This is a genomic window from Halocynthiibacter sp. SDUM655004 (assembly GCF_026015885.1).
GTDB classification, from domain to species: domain Bacteria; phylum Pseudomonadota; class Alphaproteobacteria; order Rhodobacterales; family Rhodobacteraceae; genus Falsihalocynthiibacter; species Falsihalocynthiibacter halioticoli.
The window spans coordinates 586,467-599,235 of sequence record NZ_JAPDUG010000001.1; the positions used below are offsets into that span (position 1 = coordinate 586,467).

The window sequence follows — 12,769 nt, forward strand, 5'->3', positions numbered from 1 at the left end:
CCGCCCCTACAATAGGGAGAGAGAAGATGAAGAGAAGATCTGTAATGAGCCTCTTGGCTGGTTTGAGCCTGAGTGCGTTGATGACCGCGCCTGCTTTGGCCGCGGATATCACGGTCGGCATGAGCTGGGCCAACTATCAGGAAGAGCGCTGGAAAATCGATGAAAGCGGGCTGCGCGCCGGACTTGAGGAAGCCGGAGCGGAATTGGTAACCGCAGACGCCCAGAGTTCTAACGAGCGTCAGGCATCCGATATCGACGGTTTGTTGGCACGTGGCGTTGATGTTTTGCTCATCGTTGCTTGGGATTCCGAGGCGATTATCCCATCAGTTGAACGCGCGCTTGCCGAGGGTGTTCCGGTTATCGCCTATGAACGTCAAATCGAGTATCCGGGCGTTTACTATGTCGCGTTCGACCCTGTCGAAGTGGGCCGCATTCAGGCGCGTGAGCTTGTCCGTGCGCAGCCCAAAGGCGATTACGTTATTATCAAAGGCAGCCCAACAGACCAATACGCCCACTATGTTCTGACGGGCCAGAAAGAGATTATCGATCCACTTATCGCAAACGGCGATATCACAATTGTTGGCGAGCAATGGACCGATGGCTGGGTGCCGGATAACGCGCAGAAAAATATGGAAAATATCCTCACCGCTGTGAACGACAAAGTAGATGCTGTTCTCGCGTCTAATGACGGGACTGCAGGCGGCGTAGTTGCTGCGCTTACATCCGTTGGCCTTGAGGGCATTCCTGTGTCTGGTCAGGATGGGGACATCGCGGCGCTTAACCGTATCGCACTCGGCACGCAAACCGTGACCGCGTGGAAAGACGCCCGCGAACTTGGCCGTCTTGGCGCGAAAGTTGCGCTTGAACTGGCCAAGGGCACGGCGCCTGAAGATATTGAAGGCTCTGTTGTTTGGGACAAAGGCCCCAAAGGCACGGCGCAAAACGCATCGGTTCTCGCGCCGGTAACAATCACCCACGAGAACCTCGATGTGGTGGTTGATGCCGACTGGATCTCCAAAGAAGACCTCTGCGCGGGCGTCACGGAAAACGCACCTGCTGCATGTAACTAAACCCCTTGGGTCGGCCTTCAGGCCGGCCCGTTCTGAATTTTGGGAAACGCCATGACCACCGAGACCCTAGAGCCGCCATCGTTGGCAGAACCGACAAACAAACGCGGGTTCAACGTTCGCACGTTGTCGCTTGTTGGTCTGCTCGTCGTTATTGCCGTGACGTTCCATTTCTTGTCAGGAGGTTTGTTCCTCTCGGCGCGGAACCTTTATAACCTCGTTGTGCAGACCAGCGTGGTCGCCATTTTGGCATGCGGCATGACGCTGGTCATTGTGACCCGCAATATTGACCTCTCTGTGGGGTCCGTATTGGGCTGCGTCGGGATGGTCATCGCGTTGCTCCAGATCGAGATTTTCCCACAAGATGCAGCATGGAACTGGCCGCTCACGGTTGCTATCGGCATCGGGCTTGGCGCCTTGATTGGTGCGTGGCACGGTGTTTGGATCGCCTATTTTGGTGTGCCTTCTTTTGTTGTGACGCTTGGCGGTTTGCTTATCTTCCGAGGGGCCGCCTTCGAGGTTGCTCAGGGCAAAACCCTCGCGCCGTTTGATCCCGTTTATCGGCTGTTTGGTGGCGGTATTGATGGCGCGCTCGGCGTTGGCCCGAGTTGGGCGTTGTTTGCGATTATTATGGTGCTTTATGGTCTTGGAGAAGTTCTCGTCCATCGTCGCCAGATGCGGCTTGGGTTTGACTCGACCGTTCGCACCAAATTGCTGCGCTTCCTGGCTGTATTCGTGGTTGCTGCCGCATTCGTTGCCACGATGAACTCCTATATGAAACCTCGGAGCGATATCGGGCGCGGCATTCCGGTTCCTGCACTTGTGCTTCTATCAGTTGTGCTGTTCATGGAGTTCGTTACCCGCTTCACCACCTTCGGCCGTTACATTTTTGCTATCGGTGGCAATATCGAAGCTGCGCGGCTTAACGGCATTCCAACACGTCGCACAGTACTCAAGGTCTTTATCGCGATGGGGGTTCTCTGTGCGATTGCCGCTGTTGTGACCACCGCGCGCCTGAACGCCGGAACGTCAAGCACTGGCGAATTGTTGGAGCTTTCAGCCATCGCGGCTGCGGTGATCGGGGGGGCGTCCCTCTCTGGTGGTCGCGGAACAATCGCGGGGGCGGTTGTCGGGGCGTTGATTATTCAGAGCCTCGAAAGCGGAATGGTGCTGATTGGCGCTTCGAGTTCGCAGCGGATGGTCGCTATTGGCCTTGTCCTGATGGTCGCTGTTCTGGCGGATAAATATCTGTCGGGCGAAGAGTGAGGAGGGCACAATCATGAAACCACTTATTGAAATGCGCGGCGTGTCCAAGGCTTTCGGCGGCGTCCATGCTGTTGAAGATGTAGATGTCGATCTCTATCCAGGCGAGGTTGTTGCTGTTTTGGGGCACAACGGTGCGGGTAAATCCACTCTGATGAAAATGCTCGCAGGAGCCTATCGTCGAGATACGGGCACCGTGTTGGTTGACGGCAATCCAGCAGAGCTATCGTCCCCGGCAGAGGCTTTCGACTTGGGCATTGAAACCATCCACCAGACCTTGGCGCTTGCGGACAATCTCGATGCATCCGCTAACCTGTTCTTGGGGCGTGAAATCGCGTGGAGGGTTGGGCCGTTCAAGATTATGGACAGCGCGCAAATGCGCGACCATGCAGCCAAGGTTATCAACCAGCTAAATCCGCGTTTTACCAACCTGAACACCCCGTGTCGTGATCTGTCTGGTGGACAACGCCAAACGATTGCAATCGCCCGAGCGATCCACTTTGAGGCGCGCGTTTTGATTATGGACGAGCCAACCGCCGCGCTTGGCCCGCATGAAACCGCAATGGTTGGCGAGTTGATCCGCGAACTCAAAGCCAAAGGGATCGGCATCTTCCTCATCAGCCACGATATGCACGATGTGTTTGATCTTGCCGATAGACTCGTCGTTATGAAGAACGGGCAAGTGGTGGGGTCAGCCAAAAAAGATGACGTAACTCAGGACGAAGTGCTCGGTATGATCATCCTCGGCAAGTGCCCTCCCAATGCCGAACCAGGGCCTGGGGCGCGTGTGAGCCAGTAGGTAGATTTTGCAAGCTCGGACTGTTCGGATGTGCCGGAGTAGAAGTTCTATGACAACGGTCTTCGCTGTATTGGTAGCGTGCAGCCGCGGTATGATTTGTATGTCGTCAACAACGGCAACTTACATTGATCAACACAAGCGGTGCCAGATTTGTTGGTGCCCTCAAGTAATCGCGAGGTATTGAAGCGGCGTCCTAAGTTCTCGCGGCTTCGAATTCTGCCCATGCGGCTTCGAAGGCTTCAAAGTCAAAACCCTCTTTGCGCGCGGGTTCAAGGATGAGGCTTTCTGTGTCGAGCAACTTGCGAATTGCAGCTTCCAATTCGGGAATTACTTCTGGTGGGATCACCAGTGCGCCGTGTCTGTCTGCGTGAACCAGATCGCCATCGGCAACACGCATTCCAAAGATTGTTACTGGCTCGCCGATCTCTTTTACATGGACAAATCCATGGCTCGGACCGATGGACCCTGCAACAACTGGGTATCCATCAGGCACATCCCCAAGATCGCGCATAACCCCGTTTGTAAGCGTTCCGGATAGGCCGAGCCCCTTGTGGACGGTGGTGTTTATCTCGCCCCAGAAGGCGCCGATGCAATGTGGGAAATCCACGTCTTCAACCACGGCAATGGCGGGGCGCGGACCTTCTGACATGTGACGATAATAGTCCATGCGCCGTGCTTTTATCACCTCTGGCGCTTCGGTGGGCGGAGCAACTGCGGCAATTCGTGCGGTACGCGCATAGCCGACCATCGCGGGAGCATCCGGATGTGACGTCAACATTGTACTGCGCGTGAAATCATTAAAGCCGCGTTTGCCTTGAGCCACCTCAATGGCGTTGCACACTGTGGGCGTATCGACCTGCTTAAGCAGCTTTAGAAGAGTGTCGTTCATTATGCCTCCAGCCAGCGGGCCAGTGCCGCGTTGGTTTTTTCGGGTTGTTCAAGCGTGGGCAAATGCCCCGCGTTTTCTATAATTTCCAGATGCGCGCCCTCGATCAGATCCGCCATCATTTCGTGTCGCTCAACAGGGCAGAGGATATCTTCTCTTCCGCAGAGAACGAGCGCGGGAATCTTGGCGTTACGCAATGTTTCTGTTTGGTCTGGCCGGTCCATCAACGCGCGCGATTGGGTCAGGAACACATGCGGCCCCAGATCAAGAGCCATATCCATGCAGAGATCGAGCGTTTCATAGCGACGCGGGCCGGAGCTTAGATAGTTAGGCTTCATTTCGTCGCGCATTACGGTTGCGAGCCCACCGTCGCGCACCGCCATCATCTGGGGAAAACGGCGCGCCTTAACCTCCTCAAGTTCGGCAAGCGGGTTGGTGTCGAGAAGCGCTATGCGTTCAACGCGCTCGCCCCCTTGCCGAAGAACCTCCATGGCCACGATCCCGCCCATCGACAGCCCTGCTAGGGCAAATCGGGGTGGGGCGTTGGCCAGAATATCGCGTGCAAGCCCCTCGACGGTGACGCGTTCAACAAGTGGCGCGCAGGCCACCATACGTTGACCGGAAAACGCGGCAAACTGCGGCGCAAAGAGCCGCGCATCACACATCATACCAGGGAGCATCACAAGCGGTGTCATTTAACCAGCGCAGCCCCCTCGGATAGTGCCGCGAGCTTGGCATAGGCAATGTCCGGATCAATGGCACCAAAGCCCGCAAATGTCCCAAACCCACAGTCGCTTCCAGCAATGACCCGCTCCGCGCCAACGATATCGGCAAACCGACCGATGCGCTCTGCGACGAGTTCGGGGTGCTCAACGAAATTGGTGGTTGTGTCGACAACGCCTGGCACGAGGACTTTATCGTCAGGAATATCACCGCGACGGTCACGGAACGTTGTCCATTCATGTCCATGGCGCGGGTTCGAAGTTTCAAACAGCACGTAGCGCGATTTGGTGCTCATCAAGGTATCAAACATCTTGGCCATCGGAATATCGCAGCAATGTGGCCCTTCGTAATTACCCCAGCAAATGTGCACGCGCACCTTTTCTGTAGGTACATCAGACAGCGCGTGATTGAGCGCTTCGACGTGCATATCGGCAACTTTGATAAACTCGTCGTCGCTTAAATCGGTAAAGAGCATATGTCGCGACAAGGCCAGATCAGGGCAGTCCAGTTGCAGATCAAGCCCTGAAGCCACGATGGTTTCGTATTCGGCCTTCATCGCATCAGCTAGAGCCGCAAGATAAGCCTCGCGCGACTTGTAGTAGTCGTTCTGAAGGAACAGAGAGATCACCCCGGGGCTTGCGGCATTCATAAATCCGCGCTCCGCTCCATGTTCTTTCATTGCGGCTTTGAGATTGGCGATGTCTTTTTCGAGTTCGCCCTGACCTTTGGATCGTACCTCGCCAACGCACATAGGGCGTGCGTATTGCGGAGTTCCGCCATCATCGGCCAACCGCTTCAGGAAACCGGGGAACATCTTGAGGTCCGCTGGCGGATTGCGCGGGCTGTCACCGTCAAAGCCGGTGTAGCGATCTTTGACGTATGTGGCGTAGGATATCTTGGATGTCTCGCCGTCAGAGACGATATCAATTCCAGCCTCGACCTGCTTGCGAACCGTTTCGGAAACGGCCTCCGTCATGCAGGTGTCAAAGGCATCTGTGTCAAAGGGCTTGCCATTCTCGCGTGCGAAAATGAAATCGACTACATCCTGCGTGCGCGGCAAGGAGCCCACATGGGTTGTTTTGATACGGGTCATAATGGGCTCCTCTTGAGGTTAGCTTCCGGTCCAGGTCAGGCCGGCGGGATCATCGGTGGTGCGAACGCGGTAGAGGCTCGCTTCGCCGGTCATCGATGGGGCGAGTGCGTGTTCTTCTCCTGGGTTAATCAGGCACGTATCGCCAGGATTAAGAACGGTTTCGCCCCCCTGCCACCGGAGCTTCCAGTGTCCGCGCATTGGCATCAAAACTGTTGGTTTGTCATGGCTGTGCATCTCGTCTGGAATTGAACCTCGGGTTAAGAAATCAATCTCAAAACCCGGCTTGTCCTTGAGCAATGCATCCTCGCCGATCACCTTGGCGGGTTGCTTGCCGGCAAGCGCCATCAGGTCCCAATACCGCGCGACATAATCACGGATGACACCATCGACAGGAACTTCGGGAAATGCCTTCAGCTCTTCTTCCGTCAAAAGCGGCATCGGGTTTACGCCTTGGGGTAATGTCTCGCCTTTTTTAGTGTCGTACAGTGTGCCGTTCTCGCCGAGCACAAGCCCGTGGTTGCTCGCGTCTTCGATAACTTGTGGCGCCCAAGTTACGCCGCCGCCCGCGTCATCTCCGCCGAGGACGGCCATGATCATTCCGTAGTCGGTTCCGATGTTCTCGAACCCGCGGAAAATGCCGGTTGGAATGTTGAAAATGTCACCTTCCTCGGCCACGAATTCACCCGCAGTTCCATAGCGGCCCCAGAAGAACCGCCAGCGGCCCTTGAGAACAAAGAACACCTCTGCCGTTGTATGGGAATGAAGCGAGTTTCGGCATTTGGGCGGCTGACCTGCAGCGCCGATGTTGAAGCCGATTTGGTCGGTGATGTGTACGTGTTGATCGGGGCTTTCGCTGACGCCGCCGCCAATAATGGTGAAGTTTTCCTTTTGATCGGAGCCTGGTGTGTGGGCGTCGATAAAGGCTGTTTTACAGGGGCGCAGATCGCCATAACGTACGATGCGGTCTTGAATAGTTGTCATTGTTTTGTCTCCTATTGGTTCTGATTTGAGCGGGTCAAACCAGAAGGCCGGGCGGACGATTGTTCAGGCGTCGCGCGCGACGCGAAGCGCGAAAGGCATGGAACCTCCGGCTGCCCTGACTTGCGTCTAGATATGGCGTGCGCGCGAGCACCTTAGAGCTCTCCTGTTTGAAGCAGGATCTGCTTCCAGACGGCGGTTTCATCAAAAAGTGTGTATTCGCGGCGCAGCCCCCAAGGGCCAAACTCTGCATGGCTCGCACCAAGGATATATACATCGGCCCCGGTCGGCGCACCAAACACGCCCCAGCCGTCATGCTTGCCATGGAGTGTCCAGCGCAACGCAGCGCGCGGCGGCATCATCGGGTCGTCTCGACCGATTTGGTGCTCGATGGTGAACTTTGCGTTCGGGAATGAGGCACGTAACCCCATCCAGAAGCGATCAACTGGCCCCCAGCTATGCCCCGTCATGCCGCCGGGGTATTCCGATTGCACGGCGCGGTCGTATTCGCGCTCAATGACCGACATGTCTGCATTCATGATACGGTTGAGAATGTCCGCGTATTTAGCGCCCCATTCGTTGTCATTCCCTTTGCCTTTATAAGGGCCGGGCTTGTCGTTGGCGGGGGTGAAAGGCTTTACGCATTTCTCAGGTCCACCTTCGCGCGTAATCAAATCGCGTGCAAAATCCTTGGGGGCCCATCCCATTTGCGCAACGATTGCGCCCTGATCTCGAATGAGCCATTCGTCGTTGATCTGGTTATTGATAGCATGGCAATCAGCGATGATCCGATACGTCAGCGTTTTGCCTGTAGCCTTGCCATATACCCCGTGGCCCAGATGCGTTGCTGTCGACAAAAGGCGGTGCGAAGAGAGCATGCCTTCTTCTGGAGTGCCGGACCAAATCACATCCTCGCCAAGCAGCGTTCTATCGGGAAATTCCGCAAGCGTCGCCATCGTTGCACCGATCACATCTTGATTGCCGACGACAACAGAGGCTGGCGACCGGACGATGATATCCGGTGCGTAGTAATCATGCAGCGTAGCGATGCCGCGATCTTCCCAAATCTCCTTGGTTATCCCGATGATATAGTCGGGAAAGTCCTTGAACTTGCTGTCAAATCCCTTCATGTGCTCCATCCTTCCGGTACACGCGCCGAACCGCGCACGATGAGCGGTCCGTCAATCTCTATTTTCTGTGGTCCTTGCCCCGTTGCGTCGATCTCGGCGAGCAATAACTCGACGGTTTCTGAAACCATTCGGTTTGCGGGTTGGCGGACCGTTGTGAGGCTGTAGGCAGGCCATGCGGCAATCGGCACATCGTCGTATCCAACAACCGAAACATCACCAGGAACAGACAATCCAAGCTCAAAACGCAGCACATCCATAACCGCGAAGGCCATGTGGTCGTTACAAACGAAAATGGCGTCTGGGCGGTCTTCGCCTTGGCACATATTGCGGGCGGCTTCGGCGGCTTTCTCTGATTTGAAATCGCCGTCAGCGCGGGCGAATAGCGAAAGACCGTGCGCGGCCAATCCCGCACAGAACCCTGTTTCACGGTCGCGCTGAGTCGATGCGCCTTCCCACCCTGCGATATAGCCAATTTTACGGTGTCCCCCAGCAATCAGGAATTCCGCAACTTTGCGCCCGCCCTCAACGTTGTTGGATGCCACGGACGAGAGGTCCGGGCCATCTTGCGAGCGGTTGAAAAGGACAATCGGAATGCCTGCTTTGCGGCACCGTTTGGTCAATTCCGATGACATGGCAACAGAAGCCGTGATGATGCCATCGACTTGATAATCAAGAATTTCCTCGACCACAGAGTTGATGTTCTCGGCATTGTTTGACGCCATGAAAATCAGAACGTGATATCCTTGTTCCTGAAGTGCATTTGACAGTTTTTCCAGCGCTTCAGGGTAGAAGTGGTTTTCCAGATACGCGACGACAAGGCCAATGATGCGGCTCTTGCCTGAAACCATCGCGCGGGCAAGTGAGTTTGGGCGATAGCCAAGCTCCTCGGCGGCTTTCTTGACCTTTTCAACGGTCCGTTTGGAGGCCGATGCGCCAGGTGTGAACACGCGGCTAACTGCGGACTGGCTTACGCCTGCGCGCTCTGCGACTTGGGAGGAGGTGACTTTGCTCATTCCGCTGTCCACCCTCCGTCGATCATGAGCGATGTGCCGGTTACAAGGCTTGAGGCATCAGACGCGAGAAACTGCACGGCGCCCATGATGTCTTCTACCTCACCAACGCGGTTGAGCTTGATCTTGTCTTCGATCCACGCGCGTTTTTCAGGCTGCTCAAATGTGGTGCGCGTTAAGTCAGTCAGAATGAACGTCGGACAGATCGTGTTGACCCGAATGCCCGCTTTGCCCCACTCGATCGCCATGGATTTGGTAAATCCCTCAACTGCGTGTTTCGTTGCGCAGTAAACAGCGCGATCTAGCCCGCCCACATGGGCCATCTGCGAGGATATGTTGATAAGGCTGCCGGGTTTTCCGGCCTTGATCAGCCCTTTTGCAACGGCTTGTGTGAGGAAATACGCGCCTTTTATGTTGAGGTCAGCGACCGCGTCAAAATCCGCTTCTGTTGTGTCGATCGCGGGGCTGTGGCGGGCTAATCCTGCGGAGTTGACGAGGATGTCAAATGGGCCGCTCTCCTCAATCGCGGCTCCCGTGCTTTCGATATCAGAGACATCAAGCGGCAGCGCATGCGCCTTCATGCCTGCGTTTGTCATTTTCTCGACCAAAGCCTCTAGCGTTTCTACGCGCCGCGCGGCGAGGGTGACTTCGGCCCCCGCTTCACCAAGAGCCGCAGCACAGGCAAGGCCGATTCCGGCGCTGGCTCCTGCGACGAGGGCGCGTTTGCCATCAAGGCGAAACGAAGGGGTTTTGGGCAATTGCTGCATCAACTCATTCCATCTGGGATATTCAGGCGCTGCATGTGCCGCACCTTGTTGAACTCTCGCAGACGCGCAAACACGTCCACACCGAGTTGATGATACGCATCCAATAGATCAACCAACACCCAATTTTCGCGGATTTTGCCGTTTTCGATGCGCCAGAAATCCAGACTGCGCATGGTGATTTTCTTGCCCGAGGGGGCAATGCCGAGCCAGCCACCGTGAGTGACGGTTTGGATCATGTCCGGCCAGCCAGTGACGGCAGCGTAGTCGCCATCGCCAAAGAAATGATAATCGATCTCGTCCACATATTGACCACGATCCGGCATGCCGGACAGAAAAGGGATTTGGTGCCAGTTGCGGAAACCCCGAATGCCGCGCCCTGTTCCGATGCCAGAAGGGCCATACCAACTCATCTTTTCGTGCCAGAACCGCTCCATCTCCATGACTTCCGGGCCGCCCTCGCTTGGATGGCGCTTCATGTGTTCGAGCATATCGATAATGTGCTGACGCGCTTGGGTCCCTTTTTCCATGTCATACGGGCCTTGCACGATGCCATCGTTTGTTGCAGGGCCCGGAATATGCCATTCGCGCCCAAGAGATGGGGCAAGTGGCCAAGCATTTGCTTGCATCATGACTTCGGGAATGTCCCACAGCGCCTGAAATTCGACGATCTTGCCGTTTTCGACACGGAAGAATTCGTGAAACCGCATATGGACCTGATGACCGGTCGGGGGAATATCAAGCCAAGGGGCCTCGAAGGTTCCGGTGTAGTATCCACCGCATCCAACCCACTCCGCGCCATCTTCGTCTGGGCCAGCCATGACGATGTAGTCGCGCCGCTCAAGGTCTGGCCACGCATCCAATAAATCTCTGTAGGCGGTGTCATAGAATGCGTCACTGCCGACGCTGTCGCCAAAGGGAAAGCACAGATGGAAGACTGCGTCAGGCGCCGATGCATTGGCGAGCGCTTTGCGCACATCGGCTTCGTTGAAATCATACATCGCCGCCCGAATTGGCGCGATCAGCTCTTTGTTCTTGGTTTGAACATCCATTTTAGTTGTCTCGTATCGTTCGGAAGCACGCATGGCCTTCCGGTTGCAATATTAATCTGATGTGTCCTGATGCGGTGCGCCTTCGCCATAAGGTACGTTCACACCGCCATAGCGACGGACACGAAGGTTGCATTGCTCAGCGTGGCCGACGAACCCTTCAAGCATACAGAGCCGAGAGCCATAGGCGCCAATCTCGGCGGCGGCCTTGTCGGTTGTGACCTTCTGGTAGCTGTGTGTTTTAAGGTATTTACCAACCCAGAGCCCGCCGGTGTAGCGACCCGCCTTTTTGGTGGGGAGCGTGTGATTGGTGCCGATCACCTTGTCGCCATTGGCCACATTGGTGCGCGGGCCAAGGAACAGAGCACCGTAGCAGGTCATGTTTTCAAGGAACCAGTCGTCGCGGTCGGTCATCACTTGAACATGCTCTGATGCAATATCGTCGGCAACCTCGAGCATCTCTTCATACGTGTCGCAAAGGATCACTTCGCCATAGTCCTCCCAGCTTACACGCGCGGTGCCGGCAGTTGGGAGAATTTCAAGGATGCGGTCGATCTCGGCTAATGTCTCTTCAGCGAGTTTGCGTGAATTGGTAACGAGAACAGCAGGGGAGTTGTATCCATGCTCTGCCTGACCCAGCAGGTCGGTGGCACACATCTCTGCGTCAACTGTCTCATCGGCAATCACCATAGTTTCGGTCGGACCTGCGAAAAGGTCGATCCCGACGCGGCCGAAAAGCTGCCGTTTGGCCTCGGCGACAAAGGCGTTGCCCGGGCCGACCAACAGATGCACAGGGGCGATGCTTTCCGTGCCGAGCGCCATTGCGCCAACGGCCTGTATGCCGCCAAGTACATAGATTTCATCTGCACCGCCTAAATGCATAGCCGCGATAACTGCCGGATTTGGTTCGCCGTTGAAGGGCGGGGTGCAGGCAATGATCCGCGGAACACCTGCGACCTTGGCGGTTGCCACCGACATATGCGCGCTGGCGACCATCGGGAATTTACCGCCCGGCACATAACAGCCAACAGATTGCACCGGAATATTCTTGTGGCCAAGGATTACGCCGGGAAGGGTCTCGACTTCGATATCTTTCATGCTGTCGCGCTGCGCCTGCGCGAAATTCACAACCTGCTCTTGAGCGAACTTGATGTCCTCCAAATCACGCGGGCTTACCTTGGCGATTAGCGCTTCAATCTCATCTTGCGTCAGGCAGTAGCTCTCGCGGTCATAACCGTCGAATTTGTTGGCCAACTCGCGCACCGCAACGTCGCCGCGCGTTTCGATGTCCTTCAAAGTCGCGGCCACAACCTCTGCGGTTTTCGCGTCATCTTCGGCGCGGTCTGCAGCGGGTTTGCCGTTTTTGAGGTGTGTGATTGTCATAGCTTTATCCTTGCTGGTCTGGCCGTGGGGCAAGACGTTCACCCCGGTCATAGGCTTCCCAGCCTTCTCCGTTAAAAAAATCCACGCCGAGTTGTGCGGCGACATGTGCGAAATCCACGTTCACCCAGTTGTCGACGATTTTGCCGTCCACGACTTTCCAGAAATCCATATAGCGGATTTCAACGCGCTTTCCTGTGGGCGCGATGCCCATAAACGTGCCGGAATGGGTGGCCTCTTGTCGTCCGAAGGCGGCGGCCCATTCGCCCATGTAGAGGCGGGCTTCGTCGATACAGGTCTTGTCGGAAAACGCCGCCTGAAAGGGGCGTTGCCAATTGTCCTGAAACTCTTTCAGGCCTGTTTTCGTGCCGCAGCCTTGATTGCCCATCCATCGAAAACCGTCAGCGAAAAACTCGCCTATGTCGTTGATGCGGTGATCGTTCAACCCGTCGACCATACTCTCGATGACGCGGCGGGTTTCGTCTGTTTTGCTCAAGTCCGTGTCTCGGGTCAGCACCGCTTGTTCGGGGCGGGAACCTTTCATCACTCTTCTCCTGTCAATGTTCCTTGGAATTCTGCTGGGAGAAGGTCACCGAGCAGAAAATCCCGTGGCATCCGGTTTAACGC

At 55.9% G+C, this 12,769-nt stretch carries 13 protein-coding genes; 3 read left to right on the forward strand and 10 right to left on the reverse strand.

Annotated features, from left to right (window positions below; translation table 11 throughout):
• Positions 1-26 precede the first annotated feature (26 nt).
• The 3 genes from N9C89_RS02920 to N9C89_RS02930 are packed head-to-tail and all read left to right on the forward strand — an operon-like array spanning position 27 to position 3,129.
• Positions 27-1,070 (forward strand): substrate-binding domain-containing protein, encoded by a 1,044-nt coding sequence (locus tag N9C89_RS02920; RefSeq protein ID WP_394358467.1) that lies wholly within the window; start codon positions 27-29, stop codon positions 1,068-1,070.
• A gap of 51 nt (positions 1,071-1,121) precedes the next feature.
• Entirely contained in the window at positions 1,122-2,333 is a 1,212-nt protein-coding gene (locus N9C89_RS02925) for a sugar ABC transporter permease (protein WP_263952342.1), read from the forward strand.
• Between the two features lie 13 nt (positions 2,334-2,346).
• Positions 2,347-3,129 carry an ATP-binding cassette domain-containing protein gene (locus tag N9C89_RS02930; protein WP_263952343.1) on the forward strand — a complete coding sequence of 261 codons (783 nt, stop codon included), beginning with the start codon at positions 2,347-2,349 and terminating at the stop codon, positions 3,127-3,129.
• Positions 3,130-3,322: 193 nt separating this feature from the next.
• Here the strand turns inward: N9C89_RS02930 and N9C89_RS02935 are convergent, their stop codons facing one another.
• The 10 genes from N9C89_RS02935 to N9C89_RS02980 form a co-directional block, all read right to left on the reverse strand.
• On the reverse strand, positions 3,323-4,018 hold the full coding sequence (locus N9C89_RS02935; RefSeq protein WP_263952344.1) for an RraA family protein: 696 nt from the start codon (positions 4,016-4,018) through the stop codon (positions 3,323-3,325).
• Positions 4,018-4,710, reverse strand: coding sequence for an alpha/beta fold hydrolase (locus N9C89_RS02940; RefSeq protein WP_263952345.1), 693 nt, complete (start codon positions 4,708-4,710; stop codon positions 4,018-4,020). The genes N9C89_RS02935 and N9C89_RS02940 overlap by 1 nt, the downstream gene beginning before the upstream one ends.
• On the reverse strand, positions 4,707-5,831 hold the full coding sequence (locus N9C89_RS02945) for a cobalamin-independent methionine synthase II family protein (protein WP_263952346.1): 1,125 nt from the start codon (positions 5,829-5,831) through the stop codon (positions 4,707-4,709). The genes N9C89_RS02940 and N9C89_RS02945 overlap by 4 nt, the downstream gene beginning before the upstream one ends.
• An 18-nt stretch (positions 5,832-5,849) precedes the next feature.
• On the reverse strand, positions 5,850-6,812 hold the full coding sequence (locus tag N9C89_RS02950; RefSeq protein ID WP_263952347.1) for a cupin domain-containing protein: 963 nt from the start codon (positions 6,810-6,812) through the stop codon (positions 5,850-5,852).
• A 152-nt stretch (positions 6,813-6,964) separates the two neighbouring features.
• Positions 6,965-7,939, reverse strand: coding sequence for an ester cyclase (locus N9C89_RS02955; RefSeq protein ID WP_263952348.1), 975 nt, complete (start codon positions 7,937-7,939; stop codon positions 6,965-6,967).
• A complete protein-coding gene (locus N9C89_RS02960) occupies positions 7,936-8,952 on the reverse strand; it encodes a LacI family DNA-binding transcriptional regulator (protein WP_263952349.1) in 1,017 nt (338 codons plus the stop codon). The genes N9C89_RS02955 and N9C89_RS02960 overlap by 4 nt, the downstream gene beginning before the upstream one ends.
• Positions 8,949-9,716, reverse strand: coding sequence for an SDR family NAD(P)-dependent oxidoreductase (locus tag N9C89_RS02965; protein WP_263952350.1), 768 nt, complete (start codon positions 9,714-9,716; stop codon positions 8,949-8,951). Before N9C89_RS02965 ends, N9C89_RS02960 begins: the two co-directional genes overlap by 4 nt.
• Entirely contained in the window at positions 9,716-10,765 is a 1,050-nt protein-coding gene (locus tag N9C89_RS02970; RefSeq protein WP_263952351.1) for an ester cyclase, read from the reverse strand. The genes N9C89_RS02965 and N9C89_RS02970 overlap by 1 nt, the downstream gene beginning before the upstream one ends.
• 51 nt (positions 10,766-10,816) lie before the next feature.
• On the reverse strand, positions 10,817-12,145 hold the full coding sequence (gene hisD / locus N9C89_RS02975) for a histidinol dehydrogenase (RefSeq protein ID WP_263952352.1): 1,329 nt from the start codon (positions 12,143-12,145) through the stop codon (positions 10,817-10,819).
• A 4-nt stretch (positions 12,146-12,149) separates the two neighbouring features.
• The gene (locus N9C89_RS02980) at positions 12,150-12,686 is read right to left on the reverse strand and encodes an ester cyclase (RefSeq protein ID WP_263952353.1); all 537 of its coding nucleotides are present in this window, start codon (positions 12,684-12,686) and stop codon (positions 12,150-12,152) included.
• Between the last annotated feature and the right edge of the window lie 83 nt (positions 12,687-12,769).